An 18,348-nucleotide genomic window follows, 5' to 3' on the forward strand; every position below is an offset into this window, starting at 1 on the left:
ATGAGTCATGTCCGTTTAAATAAATGGGCTAATTCTTTCGGTGTAAAGCGGATGATTGTCGGCCGGCCATGAGGGCAGACATAGGGTTTTTCCGTATGGAACAAATCATCCAAAAGTTGTTTCATCTGGCGGATATTGAGGCTGTCGCCGGCTTTGACAGCACCGTGGCAGGACAGATAGGCCAGGGAGCGATGACGGACCATGGCTTTATCCGGTTCTTTCTGATCGTGCAGGAGCAGGCAGATATCTTTCAGGGAATCAGCAATATCGCTGGTCTGCAAATCGCAGGGCACTTCTTCCACGCGCAGCGTCGTCGGTCCGGCTTCAGAATAGGTATAGCCCAGGTCGTTGAAGACGTCCTGCCGTTCCAGCAGAAGCGTCATATCGTCGCTGTCGACATCGACGAACTCCGGCGTCAGCAGCTGCTGGCTCGGCATCCGTTCGACACGCTTACAAAAGGTATCATAGCGGATCCGTTCGTGAGCGGCATGTTGATCGACGATGTATAGATCTTGTCCCTTTTTGGCAATGATGAAGCAATCCGCCACTTCTCCCAAAGGAATGAAGACGTCGTCATCGCCGTCAAAGACGATTTTCGGAGCTGCCGCTTCCGAAACGACAGACGTCGCTTCCGATGGACCCCCTTGCCCGTGTTGAGCCAAAGCCTGGGAAAAGAGACTGGGTTGATCGGCTCCCCCACGTTCTTGGCGGGCACCCCACGCAGGAGACTCCCCTAATAGGCCCTTTTGGGCCCGGTCAGGACCATCCGCAAGAGGCTCCCCTGATAGGCCCTTTTGGGCCCGGTCAGGACCATCCGCAAGAGGCTCCCCTGATAGGCCCTTTTGGGCCCGGTCAGGACCATCCGCAGGAGGGTTCAGGCCGGCTGCCCAAACGGAGATCCCGGCTGGAGCTGTCCGCGCAGCGGACTGAGAGGTTGTCTTTCCCCACTGCGGGCCGCCCTTTGGGACGGCCCCTACGGTGGTTGTTTTGCCACCTTCTTGCGGGCGGGCGCCCCACACAAGAGGCTCCCCTGATAGGGGAGCTGTCCGCGTAGCGGACTGAGAGGTTGCTTTCTCCTGCGGGCCGCCCTTTGGGACGGCCCCTACATCGACACCGATGGTCTTGGCGATGGCTTCTGGCTTTTCCTGGGCCACCAGGGCCGTGACGATACTGTGGTAAATGGCCCGATAAACGGCTTGTTCATCGGAGAATTTGATTTCCGTCTTCGCAGGATGGACATTGACGTCGATCGTCGCCGGGTCGACATGGAGATGGAGCATGGCAAAGGGATAGCCCGATTTCGGCAGCATGGCGTGATAAGCATTGTCGATGGCCTTGAACATCAAAGGATTATGGACGATGCGGTGATTGACGATGCACGTTTGCCAGTTGCGGTTGCTCTTTAAGACCGACGGCTTGCCTACATAGCCTTCCAGGCTGATGCCGTCCTGGTCGGCAGCAACGGCAAAGACATCGCGGGCGACGTTGGCCCCGTAGATATTGGCAATCGTTTCCCGCAGGTCCCCTGTACCGCCGGTCTTCATCGTCGTCCGGCCATTATTGGTAAAGGTAAAGGCAATAGCCGGATTGGCTAGAGCCAGTTTAGTCACCATTTCAGAGATTTTCGAACTTTCTGTCCGTTCGCTCTTGAGGAACTTGCGCCGCGCTGGCGTATTGTAAAAGAGGTCGCTTACTTCCATCGTCGTCCCGACCGGGGCACCGGCCTGGTCTTCTGCTGTAATTTCGCCCCCATCGAGGATGAGGTGCGTGGCAAAATCGTCGTCCGCCTGGCGCGTCGTAATCTGCATGTGCGATACGGCAGCAATACTGGGCACGGCTTCGCCGCGGAAACCCAGAGACGTAATGGCAAAGATATCTTCGACAGAACTGATTTTGCTCGTGCCATGACGGATGATGCACTTATGGGCATCTTCCGGGCTCATACCGCAGCCGTCGTCGGTGACCCGCATATAGGACTGACCGCCATCGGCGATTTCCACTTCAATGGCATGGGCACCGGCATCAATGGCATTTTCTACCAATTCCTTGATGCACGACGCCGGCCGTTCAACGACTTCGCCGGCAGCAATCTTATTGCGCGTCGCTTCATCTAAGACATGAATGATTGAACTCACTGGATCCCACTTCCTTCTTTGGCATCTTTTTGCAGATTATATAAGAAAGAAATCGCTTCAATCGGCGTCATACTGCTGACATCGACACTGAGCAGCTTATCGATGACGGGACTGGAAAAGAGACTGTTCCCCATCGGTGACGGCGCAGGGTTCACAGGCGCCTTGGCCGGGACGGGAGCGCCGCCGTTCTTTTCCAAATCTTCCAAGATGACGTCGGCCCGCTTGAGCAGGCTTTCGGGCAGGCCGGCCAGGCGCGCCACGTGCAGGCCGTAGCTGCGGTCGGCGCCGCCGGGAATGATGCGCCGCAGGAACTTGATGTTCTTACCCCGTTCCTTGACGGCGACCGTATAATTCTTGATTTTCGGCGAATCGTCGGCCATGGCGATGAGTTCGTGATAATGCGTCGCAAACAGCGTCAAGGCGTGGATATGCTTCAGGCAGTATTCGATGACGGCCCTGGCGATGGACATGCCGTCAAAGGTGCTCGTCCCGCGGCCTATTTCGTCGAGGATGAGCAGGCTGCGGCTAGTCGCATGTTTCAGGATGTACGACACTTCCTTCATTTCCATCATGAACGTACTCTGACCGGTGAGGATATCATCGCTGGCACCGATGCGGGTAAAGATGCGGTCTACCGGGCAAATAGACCCTTCCTTGGCCGGAATGAAGGAGCCAACTTGAGCCATGAGGACCAACACGGCGACTTGGCGCATATACGTCGACTTACCGGCCATATTCGGTCCGGTAATGACCAGGATTTCATGATCTTCATGGTTCAAAGTGACGTCATTGGGGACGAACAATTCATCTTTCAAATACTTTTCAATAATGGGATGACGGCCGTCCTTGATGGAAATCGTCGCCTTCGTATTCAGGCTAGGCCGGACGTAGCGGTTGTCATAAGCCGCGCAGGCCAGGCTGTACAAGCAGTCGATGCGGGCAATGGCCCGGGCCGTTGCCTGCATGGCCGGGATATGTCCCTGGATCTGACGGCGGATGTCGCCGAAAAGCTTATATTCCAAAGCCAGCATCCGTTCCTGGCTGGTCAGGACTTTGACTTCAAATTCCTTCAATTCCGGCGTGATATAGCGTTCGGCATTGACCAAGGTCTGCTTGCGTACGTAATAATCGGGAATGGGCTTAGTATTGGCATGGGAAATCTCGAAGTAATAGCCAAAGACTTTGGTGTAGCCGATTTTCATCTTAATGCCGGTCTTTTCCTTTTCCTTCTCTTCCAGTTCCTGCAAAAAGGCATGGCTGTTGGCCGCAATGGAACGGATTTCATCGAGTTCCGGCGAAAAACCATCGCGGATGACGCCGCCGTTGCGGATGACCAATCCCGGTTCGTCCTTGATGCCCCGGCAGAGCAGGTCATACACATCGTCATGAGTCTGCAAGCGGTCATTGAGGTTGTGCAGGAGGTCGGCGCTGGCCCCGGCCAAGACGTTTTTGAGCTGCGGAATGACGGCCAGCGATTCCCGCAGGGCTACCAAGTCTTTCGGGCTTACCGTTCCCGTTTCGATACGGGTCAATATGCGTTCAAAGTCGTAAATACGGTTCAGCACGTCAGCTGTATCTTGGCGCATGATTTCGTGGAGGACGAAGTCTTCGACGGCATCTTGGCGGCGCGTAATATCGGCAATGCGGATGAGCGGCGCTTCCAACCACTTGCGCAGGAGCCGCCCGCCCATAGCCGTCTGGGTCTTGTCCAAGACATCGAGGAGCGTCCCCCGGCGGCCGCCGTCGCGGACGTTCTGCGTGATTTCCAGATGGCGCAGGCTGGCCGCATCGACGACCAGGCGCCGGTCATTGTCGATGTGTTCTAGGGAATTGATGTGAGAAATATCGGACTGCATGACGTCGCTGACATAGGCCAGGAGCATGCCGATGCAGTCGCCAGCCGCTGTGGCAGCGGCAAAATCTTCAGGCGGGAAATAGGACCGGGCCTGTTCGCTATAATCGACGTTGTCATCAGCAGGAAATTCCGTGACCGTACATTGCGCCAAATGGCTTCGCAAGTATTCGCGGACAGCGTCCATATCCTTCCCCATATGGGCGTAAATGAGTTCACTCGGTTCGTAGACGGCAAGGATATCGAACAAGGAGTCTTCCATGACCGACGCAGCGCAGTCAGCCCACAGACATTCGCCGGTCGTGACGTCCATAAGGGCCATAGAAAGGATGCCTTCTTTTTCATTCAGGCAGCCGATGTAATTGTTCTGCTTCGACGCTACGGCATTTTCCAGGGTAATCGTCCCTGGCGTAATGACCTTGATGATCTTGCGCTTGACCAAGCCTTTCGCCAGCTTCGGGTCTTCCATCTGTTCGCAGATAGCGACCTTATAGCCTTTATGGACCAGCCGTTCAATATAGGTATCGGCCGAATGAAAGGGCACGCCGCACATAGGGACTTTTTCCTTATTGCCGCCAGCCCGGCCCGTCAAGGTCAGGTCCAGTTCGCGCGACGCCGTCAGGGCATCGTCAAAAAACATTTCATAGAAGTCGCCGAGGCGGAAAAAGAGGATTTTATCCTGGCACTGCTCTTTGACTTCCATGTACTGCTGCATCATAGGCGTTAATTTTTTTCCTGCCAAAGTCTCACCTTCCTTTAGTGCACTAAGTGACCTTTGAGGACCCATGTCTGGCCCTTGTCGACCTGGACCGGCACGGTATCGCCGATAGCGACGGAGCCGTCATTTTCCCAAATGATCATCTTGTTGCCCGTCGTCCGGCCAAACCAGTGATTGGCATCATTCTTAGTCGGTCCTTCGACGATGACATCATAGACATGGTCTTCCATTTCTTTATTCTTGGCTAAACTATAGACGTTCTGTACTTCCATCAGACGCTGAAGGCGACGGCTCTTTTCTTCCTGCGGAATCTGGTCTTCCATCTTAGCTGCCGGTGTCCCCGTCCGCGGCGAATAAATGAACGTATAAGCCATATCGTACTGGACGCGTTTGAGCAGGTTCAGCGTATCTTCAAACATGGCTTCCGTTTCGCCAGGAAAGCCGACGATGATATCCGTCGTCAGGACCAGGTCGGGCATGCGCTTGCGGGCATAATCGACGAGTTCCAAGTAATGTTCCACCGTGTAACCGCGGTTCATCTTCTTCAAGAGCTCATTGGAGCCGCACTGGATAGGCAGATGCATGTGGTTGACGACCTTTTGGCTGTCGGCAATGGCGTCGATCATGGCAAAGGTCATATCCTTGGGATGGCTGGTCATGTAGCGCACCCGTTCGATACCGTCGATATCATCGACAGCGGCGACGAGCTTGGAGAAATCCGTGCCGTCTTTGAGGTCCAGACCATACGAATTGACGTTCTGACCGAGCAAGGTGATTTCCTTGTAGCCTTCAGCGGCGACCTTCTTGATTTCTTCCACAATGGCATCGATAGGGCGACTCACTTCGCGGCCCCGGACATAAGGCACGATGCAGTACGTGCAGAACTTGTTGCAGCCGTTCATGATGGGAATCCAGGCAAAGAACTTCTGGAAACGCTTGACCGGCATATCGTGGAAGGCCGGCAGGCTCATGTCGGCAGCCATATAATGGTCGGCCTTGCTGCGCCGTTCCTGGATGAGCTCGATGAGCTTGTGGATATTGTGCGTCCCAATGACCAAGTCGATATGAGGCGCCCGCTTGAAGAGCTTATCCTGCCATTCCTGGGCCATGCAGCCTGTGACGGCAATGATCAAATCGGGGTTCTGCGTCTTCAAATGCTTGAGCTCGCCGATTTTCCCCAACGTCTTGTCTTCCGCCGTTTCGCGGACACAACACGTATTGATGAGGATGACATCAGCCGTATCCAAATCCTCCGTATGATGGTAGCCCAGCTCTTCTAACTGCCCGGCATAATGCTCGCTGTCAGACATATTCGCCTGGCAGCCATAAGAAATAATATGATAAAATCGATTGCTCTGAAAATCCATGTAATCTCTCCGTTTTTCACAAAAATCATAATTTTAGTCTACCGTATATGATACCATATATGGGCCGCCTATGTGAAGGGCTTTTTAGGGCCTAGCGGCCCCGTTCATCATAGGTCGTTCATCGTTCATCGAATTTTTGGGACTGACGGCCCGCCGGTCGCCGGTCGCCTCGAGTGACCTCTGACTCGTAAAAAAAAAAACCAAGTCGGGGCAATATGATTTCTCATCCGTATTGACACGATTATCACCACATGTCACGGCGGGACGCCCTTTGGGCGTCCCCTACGCACAAGGCCGTTAGCCGTGTGGTTATATTCGGTAAATGGCCTTCCCACTCATCGCCTGTATGCGATATGTAGGGGCCGACCTGTCCAAGGCGGCCCGCCATCTGCGACCTGCGTTCACTGGTCCTCGTGTCTCCGTTTGATGCGGTAGACGGTGGATCGGCTGATACCGAGTGCTTTGGCGATTTGGGCACCGCTTTTGCCTTCACGGCTCATTTTTTCAATCATTTCATAAGTGCGCCCCCTGAGATGGCCTTCTTCGTCAAGTTTTCCCCGTTCCTCAGCAACAACATCCCGATGCATGACACGCAAGACGTCTTTTACCTGAATCGTCTGATTCTTGACGACCAGCACCAGTCGTTCGATGATATGGGCCAACTGCCGTACATTACCGGGCCAGGGCTGATTCTTCAAAAGCTCCCAGACATTGGCATCAAAGGTGTGGGATTTATGGTAGCGGATGTCCAGCATCCGTAAAAGGGCCTGGGAAATCTCCTGGATGTCCCCTTTGCGCTTGCGCAGGGGCGGGACTTCAATCGTCGAGTCGGTGGCACCATAGACTTTTGCCAGTTCCTTGACCTCCGTAATAGCCTGAGAAGAGCCGATGATATCTTGCAGATGGTAATGGGCCAGCATCCCGTTCTGCGGGAAGGCAGCGCGAATATTTCCCTGATAACGGTGGTGGATATTCCACAACGCCTTGAAAAAGGCACGGGTAATCCCTTCCCGTCCCGGCCGCAGGGGAATCCAATTCATATGCCGGGCAACAGTCATGGCAGAAATAGCATCAGTCCCGATAAGATCCGTAACCCCTTGGGACGCGGCCCGCCGGATAAGGTCCCGCAATTCCCGTTCATCATATGCCGGCGCCAAGCGATAAAAAGAGACATCCATGACCTGCAACGCATCTTCCAAGTCATGATAGTAATCGCGGAGGGCAAAGGGGATGATAGCCCCTAGTTTCCCGCCTTTAGGGGCAAAATAAATACACCTCAACAGATCCAGGACACTAGGCTGAATCACATAGACCTGTACCTGAGGATAGGAAGCCGCCAGCTTCGTCGCCATCGGTTCCCAGGCAAAAAAAGCGACCACTTCCGAACGGACGGCTTCTGCAATCTGAAGCTTGGCCCCTTTACGCGCCCCGTTAATGAGGATAACCTGTGAGGGTTCAATCCGTCGGGATACCCGTGTCATCTGCTGAACCATGTCATAGACAGCCCCATTCGGCGTGATAACAGAAACTTTTAAGTTTCTGTTTACCCCATCCATGTAAAATATCTCGTCATTTATACCTGCTCCTTTATATTTTTAAAAACGGTCTCCAGCAATATTGAACGTAGTATTAATTCAATATTTGATTTATATTTTGTATTGAATACGTACATTATACAATAACTGAGAAGAAAACACAAAAAAGCCAGCACCGGATGATTTGACTCATCGAGTGCTAGCTTTTTCATGATTTAATGTCTCATATCATTCTGACCTGGAGCCTTTACTTCAAAGGGAATCCGTTGTTCCCGGACAGCGGTCTTGATGAACAAGATAATCGCTGTAGACATGCTCAGTCCAACGGAATCACAGAAGGCTTCAAAGTCTTCTTTCAACTCCTTATTGATACGAAAAGATACTCCAATTTGTGAAGCCATAATAGTCCCCCTTTTTATTTAGCATCGGAAATGACGCGGACGCGTTCGATGGTCGGTTTGCCATTCTTATCTTTGGCAATCGTATCGATGCGGATGTATTTCATTTCCGATGAAAATTCGTTAGCTAATTTATCCAGCGTCCCATCCTGATTCAAAGCCGGGTTGGAAGCGGCGCCGGCCATGATGGCCCGGTAGACGATGGCCGCAAATTCATAGCGCGTCATCATGCGGTCACCATCGAAGTTCCCGTCGGGATAGCCCGTCAGGATACCGGCGTGTTTCAGTTTGGTGACGTATTCATAAGCCCAGTGGTTGGCCGGAACATCGGGGAACAAATCATTTCCCTTATCCTTGATCATACCGGCGTTGGTACCCGTCAATTTGTCAATGAGGGCACTCTGACGGTTGACGATGGCGTTCAAGTTGGCCACATTCTGGCGCAGGTCCTTGATTTCCTTGGCCATGGCGACGCGGGATGTCGAAACGTGGTTGCCCTGGCCGAGCTTGAAGCTGACGCCGGCATTGACCATATTTTCACCGCCGCCGAAGGAACCGCCGACACTGAACATGGTGTCTTCATTCGGCCGATAGTAGGCACCGACAGCGGCTGCATTGGCACCGCGATAGTTGCCGTAACCAGCAGCGAAGTCCCACTTATCGTCCGGGTCGAAATCGAGAGGATGCAAGGCTGCCAAAGCAGCAGCGCCGGCGCCGACGCGGTTAACGCGGCTGCCCAGTTTGTTGACAGCACCGCCAATACTGTTAATCGCCTGATCGCGCTGCCAGAGCTGGCTGCCGTTGATGGCGTCCGTCGAATCCTGGCTAACCTTGCCCGGAGCGACACCGCTGATGGTATTACCGCCCATATTCACGTCACCCTGTTTGATGGTGATGGCATCATGGCTGTCGTCGCCAGCGATATTGAAGGACGAGCTGTTGACCGTCGTCGCATTGACCGTCGTCGCTGTGACGCTGTCCAGTCCCTTGATGTCTTTGGCCAGTTTCACGGTCAGCGTATTATTGCCGTCCGAGACGACGCCGATGTTGCCATCCGTGAGGGCGCCCGTCGCACCGCCTTTGATGTTGGTCGTACTGTTCAGCTTCTGCTGAATCACATCGCCGCTGTCGCCGGCAAACTTCATGCCGTCGTCCGTTGTGGCTACGGTATGACCATCGATAGCTACACGTTTGATATCCGTCTTGCCATCAACACCTTTAGAGGCTTCTGCAGCTTTGATAGACGTTTCATTGTTACCGTCCTTAAAGGTCAACGTGCCGTTCTGACCATCAGCTGTAATAGCTTTCGTGCCATCCTTGCTGGTCACAGTCAGCTTGCCATCCTTGCCATTTTCGCCCTGGGTACCGATGGTCACGTCGTTGCTCAGGGAAATGTCATAGTTGGCCCCTTTCTCGTCAGTTGCATTGGTCTTTTCCATGACCAGGTTGCCCTGTGCGTTGCCACCATTGACGGAAACCGTGGTATGCTGCTTGGCCACCTTGTCGACTTTGTTGTTCACGTTGTCAATCTTCGTATTGACGTTCTGTTCCACCTTCTGCAACTGGTCTTCCGTAGCTGCCTGGCCGGAGGTGATGTGTTCGCCGTCCCAAGTCGTATTGGTCAGGCCGTTCACCGTCCCCTTGCCGTCCTTGTTGATGGTCACGCCGCCGACGGAGATGCTGCCGTCCTTGCTGTCCAGTTTGATCTGTTTGTCGCCCTGGCCGATGGTCACGGTGCCGTTATCCCCGTTAATGGAGATCTTCTTGTCGCCTTTCCCGAAGTTCACGTTATCAGCCAGATCCACAGTGTACTTCGTACCGCCATTCTTGTTGGTCCCCGGGGTCACGGTCACATTCCCGGAAGGTCCGGCTTCCACAGAGCTGTGGGCCGTGGCTTCCTGTTCCACCTTCGTCAGCTGGGACACATTGACCGCATCCGTCGGAGCCTTGCCATCAGCCACATGGGAAATGACATGGCTGCCCGCATCAATGCCCGTATAGGTGATGCTGGGACCATTCGTAATCTTCAGGCCGCTGCCATCTACAACGGTAGTGGAAGTGCCGCCGCTCGTCATGTTACTGGTATAAGTAGAGCTGTTCAGGCCCGTTAGATTCTTGTTGAGTTTAATCAACAGTTCGCCATTATCGTCAGACTTGTTAGCCGTTACCGCAATGTTGCCATCAACAAAGTCATCTTCTTTGGCATTAGCAGCTAGATTGCCTTTAATGGTAACGGTCTTGTTCAGCTTGACGGCTGCACCCTGACCGAAGTTACCAGCATATTTCATGCCGTCATCGAGGGTTGCCACGGTATGATCCGTATCTTTACCATCTTGATAGACAATGCGGGTCATGCCGTCTTTGCCATTCTTGCCGTCCGTCCCATCGACACCGACAGCACCTTTATCACCCTTAATTGTCAGGCCATTAGCACCGTCTTTGCCATTGAGACCGATGGAACCGTCTTTGCCATTGATGACTACAGCCGAACCATCCTTGCCGTTGACGCCAATCGTACCATCAACACCGTCTTTACCATCAGCACCTCTTTCACCGACTGTGACGCTGTTGCCTTTGATATCCTTGTCCATCTTAATGGTCAGGCTGCCATTGGCATCACCGATGACTTTCAGGTTTTCACCGGAATAGTTGGTATCGTCCTTCGTGCCTTCGCCTTTGATAGTGAGTTTCGTGCCGAGGTCACGATGGACCGTAACATCCGTATTATTGCCTACGAAATCGAGGCCTTTAACCGTCAGGTCCGTGGAAGTCTTCCCGGCAATGTTCTTCACATCGCCGATGTTAGCGCCGTTGGTATCCGTATTATAGGTCGGCTTGCCGTTTTCATCCTTCCCATCGGCACCGCTGCCCATGTTGTTCACCTGGATGTCACCATAAGAAACGGTAGTCTTGCTGATGGTAATCGTCTTATCGCCAGCCTTGCCAGCTTTGTTAATCGTAAGGCCATCAGAATTCATCACTGTATCACCGGTGGTAACGCTGTTCAGGTCCGTCAGGTCTTTGGCCAGCTGTACTTTCAGTTTGCCGTCCGTCGTACTCTTCACGGCGATATTCTTATCCGTCAGTGCACCTGTTGCACCACCGATGATATCCAGCTGTTCGTTCAGTTTCTTGGCGATAACTGTATCGTCATCCCCCTTGAATTTCAGGCCGTCTTCAGTAGTAGCCAGCGTGTAGTCCTTGCCGTCTTTCCCATCCTTGCCGTCATTATAGACAACGCGGGTAATGGTTTCACCGTCTTTGCCATTGACGCCAGGTTCACCCTTGATGACATGGATACCAGCATCGGCACCGTCTTTGCCATCTTTACCATTCTTGATGATCAGTCTGCCATCGACACCATTAGTACCATCCTTGCCATCTTTGCCTACTTTGACAGAGTCCGCACTGATAGCATTATCCATGAGGACCGTAATGGTTGTTTTGCCGCTAGCATCCTGAGCAACGGTCGTTGTCAGGTTATCAGCACTATAGGTATGGCCGTCTTTTGCCTTCGTGCCGACGATATCGATGGTACTGTTCAGCTTGTTGCCAACAGGGTTCGTGCCATTTTCAACAGCCGCATTTGCACCGAATTTCAAACCGTCGTCCAGCGTTGCAACGGTATGCGTCGTCGTGCCAGCTTCGCCGTCTTTGCCATCCTGATAGACGATCCGTGTGATGCCATCCTGGCCATTGACACCCGGCGTACCATTCTTGCCGTCCGCACCATTCTTGCCGATAGTCTTGATAATGGTAGTTACACTGCCATCTTTGCCATTCTTACCTACGAGGCCGATAGAGCCGTCTTTACCATCCTTGCCGTCTTTGCCGAGGACGAGATTATCGTTCAGAGCGACTTTGATTTCATTTTTCGTAGCATCACCAGTCGTAGAAATATTGGTGCCGTCGCCGACGATGCTCAGCGTATCGCTGTTGCCGCGGGAAATCGTTGTATCTGCATTGTCGCCTTTGAAATTGAGTTTAACCCTGCCTGCTTCATTGGCAATATCCGAAAGGTCTAAATCATAGGTCGTATTGTCGTTTCTCGTGAAGGTAGCTTTCTTCGAGGCCGCATCATAGGCTGCACTCTTGGTGTAGGTATCCTTCAGGCCGGAAACGGTTGCCGTAGTGCCATCGTTATTGGTCAGGGTAATCGTACCTGTTCCATCCGTATTATACGTTGCCGTGCCGGAATTGACGCGCATGTCGGCTGCACTGACGGTATACGTCGTCTTGTGGTTAGCATCATCCTTAGTAGGTGTAACAGTAACATTATCGCCAGCTTCAACAGCGACAGCTTGACGAGCTTTATCCTTGAAGGTGCTGTCGGCGACATTGAACTTCACCACGCCATTAGCTCCGACTTCAGCTGTCGTATTCGTGCCGTTGGTGAAATCGAGGCCCTCCTTCAGGGTAACTGTCTGCGCCGTACCGCCATTGGCCTTATAGCTGATAGACGTATTTTTGGCTACTGTGCCATAGTCTACCATGATGTCATAAGCATGATTCGGGTTGCCGTTGGTCGTGTCTTGTACTTTGATACTCTGATTCGACGAGGTGACGGTTGTCCGGCTGTCCTTCAGTTGGGATACATTGACCGCATCATTATCATTGCTACCATTGGCCACATTGGCAATGACCTGGCTATTCGCATTCAGGCCAGTACTTGATACATAGGTCTTTCCACCGACGGTCAGGCCCATATTATTGATGACCGTATTACCTGTTGTGACAGATCCACCATCAGTCAAATCAATATTCTTAGCCAGCTGGACTTTCAAGGCACCACCTACGGCATTGACTCCTATATTCTTGTCCGTCAGATTGTCTTTATTGGCGCCGCCTTTAATATCCAGACGTTCGTTGAGCTTCTTGGCAATGACGTTCTGTTCCGCAGCTTGGTCTGTGGCAGCAACATAGTTATCGCCAGCATATTTCTGGCCGTCGTCAAGGGTTGCCACAACTTGCTTGCCGTCTTTACCATCCTGGCCCTGACCGTAGACAATACGCGTGATATCCGTGCCATTGACACCGGGTTGGCCGTTCTTGCCGTCTTTGCCCGGTTGACCTTTTTCAGTCTTGATGATGGTCGTCGTATAACCATCAGCACCATCTTTACCAGCTATCCCGATGGAACCGTCTTTACCATTCGTACCATCTTTGCCGAGGACAAGATTATCATTCAGAGCGACTTTAATCTGGCTTTTCGTAGCATCACCATTCGTTGAAATATTGGTGCCGTCGCCTACGATGCTCAGCGTGTCGCTGTTACCGCGAGAAATGGTCGTATCTGTGTTTTCACCCTGGAAGTTCAGTTTCACATTGCCTGCTTCACTAGCAATGGCCGACAAATCCAGATCATAGGTCGAGTTGTCATTTCTCGTGAAGGTGGCTTTCTTATTTGCCGCATCATAAGCAGCGCTCTTGGTGTAAGTATCCTTCAGGCCAGAAACCGTTGCCGTAGTGCCATCGTTATTGGTCAGGATAATCGTACCTGTTCCATCCGTATTATACGTTGCTGTGCCAGATTTAACACGCATGTTGTCAGCACTGACTGTATACGTTGTCTTGTGGTTCGTTTCATCTTCAGCCGGTGTAACGGTAACGTTATCGCCAGCATTGACAACCACGGCTTCCCGAGCCTTGTCTTTGAATGTGCTGTCGGCGACGTTGAACTTCACCACGCCATTGACTCCCACTTCAGCCGTCGTATTCGTACCATCAGTGAAATTCAGGCCTTCTGAAAGTTTGACACTCTTCTTCGGAGCCGCACTGTTTGCCGTGTAGGAAATGGTCTGATTGTCCAAGTCTGTCTTGCTGGCAATGTTGTCGATAACGACGGTCTTGGTCGTGCCTGACATCGTATCTTTTACGTTCAGGCTGACTTTATTATTGGCAACGGAATACTTATTGGCTTCTCCATTACCGACATTACCATCGGAACCTACGAGCTGATAATCCGTGGACGATCCGCCAAGATCCGAAAGTTTCAGTTCATAACTGCTTCCATCATTGCGGTTGAAGGTAGCCTTGTGATTAGCTGCATCGGCTGTAACACCCGTCGTGTAGATATTCTTCAAGCCGGAAACCGTTACTGTTGAATTATCATTATTGGTCAGCGTAATCGTACCTGTACCATTATCAGCATACGTTGCCGTACCGGATGTTACGTGTGTGTCTTTTGCGCTGACCGTATACGTCGTCTTGTGGTTTTCTTCATCCGCATCCGTTTTCACCGTAACATTGTCGCCCTGCTTTACAATCACGGCTTCCCGAGCCTTATCTTTGAATGTGCTATCTGCGACATTAAACTTCACGACGCCATTGGCTCCGACTTCCGCCGTCGTATTCGTACCGTTGGTGAAATCGAGGCCATCCTTCAGGGTAACTGTCTGCGCCGTGCCGCCATTGGCCTTATAGCTGATAAAGCCAGCCTGTTTCAGCTGAGCCACGTTAACCGCATCCGTATCTTCACTACCTGCTGCTACGTTAGTAATCTGACGGGTCAGGAGTTTTGTTTTTGTTACTTGCTTGCCATTAGCATCGTAATCCTTATAGGTTGCAGTACCACCGACAGAAACAGCCCCTTCTGTAGAAGTCCAGGTTGCTATTTCTGCATCTGTAGCATTCGTCAAATCAGGAAGACGATAGGCCGCTTTGTAATCCGTACCGTTTTCTTTATTGCCTGCTGCCCGGGTAGCTACCGAACCAGCACCGACAGCCACGCTGCCGCGCTGCTTAGCACTGGCAGAATCACCTAGTGCTGTCGTAAAGGCTGCTTCTGCAGCAGTAGAACCGGTACCAATAGCTACGCTGCGGGTAGCTTCTGCCGCTGCCGCATAGCCAATAGCAACACTGCCGCCACCATCGAGAGGATTATTTACATCATTCGTTTCCTTGCCCGCTACAGAACTGAGGCCCATGGCGACGGAATAGCGGCCCCGTGCCTGCGTACCACTACCGATAGCGACCGTCGAGTCATTGACAGCATGGGTATCATAGCCGATGGCTACAGCATTTTCTGCGTTTTCCGTCGTAGAAGCACGGACGCCAGCAGCCAAGGAGTTTTTGCCTTTTGCGCCTTTATTATCATAGTTAGAATCAGGACCTATTTCATTAGAAAGAACACTATAATAGTGGACACCATCGCCGCTGGTTCCAGATCCGCTGCCGCTAAATTGGGCTATAGCTGCTTGCAACTGAGCCACGTTGACAGCATCGGTCAAATCGGTACCCGCTGCTACGCCTGTAATTTGCCGAGTTAAGATACCATGCCCAGTATGGTCTCCTCCGTTACCATTCGCATCGGTATCTACATTGCCAATAGCCATTGGATTGGCCGTAGCTGTCCATACTGCATCCCAGTATTTCTCATTAAATGCCGTCGAAGGTCTGTCACCTTTCTTATCACTCAAATAACCATCTTTTCCAGCTCGCGTACTGCTATAAGAATATTCACCTAAAACGATTCCTGCTGGAATGTATTTCTTATTGTCGTCAGTATACCCTGCAGCATTACTATTTGCCATAGCACCATTACCAATGACAATAATCCCTTGGCCAGAACCATTAGCTTTTGCATCATTGCCTATGAGTACAGATTGAGAGGTATTGGCTATCGTTTCATTATTTCCGATAACAATGCTACCAACGGCCTCTCCATTGGCCTTACCTCTGCCAATAACAATCTGGCCTTCCGCATTGCTCAGCGCTCCATTGCCTATGACTACACTGTTCGTATTGCCTGTATTTCCGTTACCTACTACGACAGCATTTTCCGAATTATTAACAGCATTTCCTGACCCGTAGATAACACTATTTTTACTTTGATTAATAGGATTACTACCAGTCATTGTAGATGCCTCATTGTTAGTAATATTTCCATTAGCATCAGCTGCCCAAACCGGCACTGCCGCCAACGATGTCGTCAGGGCAAAGGCTGCCAGAACAGCGGCTTTTCGACAACATCCGCTGCGGCTGCGACGTACATGGCCGTCGTCATGGCTCTTGGCCAATTCTGAGACGACGACATAACAATTTCTTGCTTTACTCCAAATAACTTTAAAGATTTTATTCATAGGATATCCCCTCTCTTTGAATATATTTGAATATATTTCATAATAAGATATATGAAATATTCGTGCCAAATAGAGGGAATTACAAATAGATGGGTCTATTATGCCATTATAGCCTCGTTTTGCAACGCGTATAAAAGTGCCATGTTGTTGCTAAATGCAACAGTTTTATGGCAAAAAATATTATATTGAGACAGGGCATAGTAAAAAAGCTTGCCGCATGTGCGACAAGCTTTTTAAGTGATTAGTGGTTAGCAGATGGCTTTAAATATAAAAACCATTACCTCAAACATAGGAGCAAGGGACCTTGCATGATGTTCGCTAATTTCGCGCTACATATCCTTTTTATTTTGATATTTTTGCCGCATCCGGTAAATCGTCGAGCGGCTGATGCCGAGTTCTTTGGCGATATCCGATACGCTTTTACCGTCTTGGTACAGTTTTTCAATGTAATCATACGTCATGGCCTTGAGATTCCGGTCGCGGACATTCTTGTCCGGCACGACGGGCGGATTGGGCAGGACCCAGGCTAAGTCGGGCAAGGTAATCTTTTCCTCACGGACGACCAGGGACAGGCGTTCGATGGTATTGGCCAGCTGACGGACATTTCCCGGCCAGGGAAGGGTCTGGAAATAATCGAGGACGTCCTGCCCCAAATCATGAGGCTGACCGTATTGTTCATTGAACCGCTGAAGCAGGGTCCGGGCAAGGACGGCCATATCCTCTCTGCGCTGGCGCAAGGGCGGCATGTGGATGAGCAGGACGGCCAGGCGGTAATAGAGGTCCAGCCGGAAGTGGTGCTCCTGGACGGCCTGTTCTAAATCCTTATTCGTCGCGGCAATGATACGGACGTCGATGGGAATGACATTGTGAGCACCCAGGCGGCGGACACTGCGTTCCTGCAAGACCCGAAGCAAGTGGTTCTGCAAATTATACGGCATATCTCCGATTTCGTCGAGGAATAAGGTTCCCCCATTTGCTGCTTCAAAGAGCCCTTCACGGCCATCACGGCGCGCTCCCGTAAAGGAACCGCCGGTATAACCAAAGAGTTCACTCTCTAAGAGGCTTTCTGAGACGGCCCCACAGTTGATGGCGATGAACGGCCCGTGACACCGGCTGCTCAGATTGTGGATAGCCTGGGCCATCATTTCTTTTCCCGTCCCCGATTCACCGGTAATGAGGATGGTCGATTCCGTAGCGGCATAAATCCGGGCCAACCGTTTGACTTGCTGCATCATAGGCGAAGTACCGATGATATCGTCCAAATGATAATAGGCCATCATCCCGGACCGCGGTGAAATCGTCCTTCCCGGGGCCATCCGGGATTGACGCAGGCTCCACAGGGCTTTGAAAAAAGCCCGCACGAGGCCGCCCCATCCTGGCTGCAAGGGAATCCAGCCCAGTCCTTCGCCACGAGCATACGTTTCGATACCGGCACTCCCGACGACATACTGGATGCCTGAAAGTGCCGCCTGATGGACGGCGGTCTGCATCGCCCGCTCATCGCTATCCGAGGCCAGGCAATAAAAAGTGACCCCCATCGCCTTGAACTGCACCTCTAAATCATCATAATAGGCGCGCAGCGAAAAGGGAATGATGACACCGCACGACATCCCCTTAGGGACCTGACGGATGCTATTCAGCAAATCAAGGACGCTGGGCTGGACGACAAAAACTCGTTGCTGCGGATACGTGGCGGCGACAGCCGAAGCCATCGGGTCCCACAAAATGACGGCATCCCGGCCGGCCTGGATACTTTTCCGGATCCGATACGCCGCATCAGCCGCACTGCCATCGATCAAATCAAGATGGGCCAGCTTCCGCTTCTGTGTCGCAGGCAGAAATTGTTCAATTTTTGTATATAACTGGGATGATGGAGTAACGATAGAAATCTTAAAAATTTCTTGTACCCCCCCCCCCCGCATTTTTTCTGTTTTCATGGCTTATTTTTAAAAATTTAAATCATATTCTACTGTTCTATGATTACATTTCATATTGCAAACGGAGATAGCCATATTATATCATGTATTTATAAAATTTATATAACATTATAAAACTAATTGTTATTAACTGATTTATGGATTTTATATTTGATTAATGTTTTTATATAATAAGATAATATAGATATCATATAAAATATTATTTTATTCATACATTATCATACGAAAATTTTATAATTCAGCTTTGAAAAAAGACCTCGCATGGACATAGTCCTTATCATGCGAGGTCTTTTTTAACCTGATTCTGCAAGAAGTCTCCCGCCTA

Annotated in this window: 8 protein-coding genes and 1 pseudogene; 1 reads left to right on the plus strand and 8 read right to left on the minus strand. The window is 51.4% G+C overall.

The window, feature by feature from the left end; translation table 11 throughout:
* Window positions 1-5 precede the first annotated feature (5 nt).
* From mutL to NOS26_RS11580, 6 genes are all read right to left on the minus strand, one after another.
* Window positions 6-2,135: a DNA mismatch repair endonuclease MutL gene (gene mutL, locus NOS26_RS11555; protein ID WP_255917805.1), complete on the minus strand. Its 2,130-nt coding sequence runs from the start codon at window positions 2,133-2,135 to the stop codon at window positions 6-8.
* A complete protein-coding gene (gene mutS / locus NOS26_RS11560) occupies window positions 2,132-4,705 on the minus strand; it encodes a DNA mismatch repair protein MutS (protein ID WP_255917809.1) in 2,574 nt (857 codons plus the stop codon). Before mutS ends, mutL begins: the two co-directional genes overlap by 4 nt.
* A gap of 38 nt (window positions 4,706-4,743) precedes the next feature.
* Window positions 4,744-6,072 (minus strand): tRNA (N6-isopentenyl adenosine(37)-C2)-methylthiotransferase MiaB, encoded by a 1,329-nt coding sequence (gene miaB / locus NOS26_RS11565; RefSeq protein ID WP_074786768.1) that lies wholly within the window; start codon window positions 6,070-6,072, stop codon window positions 4,744-4,746.
* A gap of 401 nt (window positions 6,073-6,473) precedes the next feature.
* On the minus strand, window positions 6,474-7,628 hold the full coding sequence (locus tag NOS26_RS11570) for a helix-turn-helix domain-containing protein (protein WP_081354079.1): 1,155 nt from the start codon (window positions 7,626-7,628) through the stop codon (window positions 6,474-6,476).
* A gap of 194 nt (window positions 7,629-7,822) precedes the next feature.
* Window positions 7,823-8,008 carry a type II toxin-antitoxin system RelB/DinJ family antitoxin gene (locus NOS26_RS11575; protein ID WP_014016456.1) on the minus strand — a complete coding sequence of 62 codons (186 nt, stop codon included), beginning with the start codon at window positions 8,006-8,008 and terminating at the stop codon, window positions 7,823-7,825.
* A 14-nt stretch (window positions 8,009-8,022) separates the two neighbouring features.
* Window positions 8,023-15,423 (minus strand): YadA-like family protein, encoded by a 7,401-nt coding sequence (locus NOS26_RS11580; protein WP_255917806.1) that lies wholly within the window; start codon window positions 15,421-15,423, stop codon window positions 8,023-8,025.
* A 186-nt stretch (window positions 15,424-15,609) separates the two neighbouring features.
* Between NOS26_RS11580 and NOS26_RS11585 the strand changes: the two genes are divergently transcribed.
* Entirely contained in the window at window positions 15,610-15,810 is a 201-nt protein-coding gene (locus NOS26_RS11585) for a hypothetical protein (protein ID WP_074787254.1), read from the plus strand.
* 141 nt (window positions 15,811-15,951) lie between these two features.
* Here the strand turns inward: NOS26_RS11585 and NOS26_RS11750 are convergent.
* Both NOS26_RS11750 and NOS26_RS11590 read right to left on the minus strand, forming a co-directional pair.
* Window positions 15,952-16,086, minus strand: a pseudogene (locus NOS26_RS11750) (ESPR domain-containing protein); the annotation flags it as partial.
* A 329-nt stretch (window positions 16,087-16,415) separates the two neighbouring features.
* Window positions 16,416-17,885: a sigma-54-dependent Fis family transcriptional regulator gene (locus NOS26_RS11590; protein ID WP_255917807.1), complete on the minus strand. Its 1,470-nt coding sequence runs from the start codon at window positions 17,883-17,885 to the stop codon at window positions 16,416-16,418.
* Window positions 17,886-18,348: the final 463 nt, after the last annotated feature.

The organism is Megasphaera sp. SC8-1 (assembly GCF_024436295.1).
GTDB lineage: Bacteria > Bacillota > Negativicutes > Veillonellales > Megasphaeraceae > Megasphaera > Megasphaera elsdenii.

What these genes read in the sequence shown, in the direction of transcription:
- mutS (WP_255917809.1), bottom strand. Translation starts at nt 4,705, where the DNA reads ATGATGCAGCAGTACATGGAAGTCAAAGAGCAGTGCCAGGATAAAATC.
- miaB (WP_074786768.1), bottom strand. Translation starts at nt 6,072, where the DNA reads ATGGATTTTCAGAGCAATCGATTTTATCATATTATTTCTTATGGCTGC.
- NOS26_RS11570 (WP_081354079.1), bottom strand. Translation starts at nt 7,628, where the DNA reads ATGGATGGGGTAAACAGAAACTTAAAAGTTTCTGTTATCACGCCGAAT.
- NOS26_RS11575 (WP_014016456.1), bottom strand. Translation starts at nt 8,008, where the DNA reads ATGGCTTCACAAATTGGAGTATCTTTTCGTATCAATAAGGAGTTGAAA.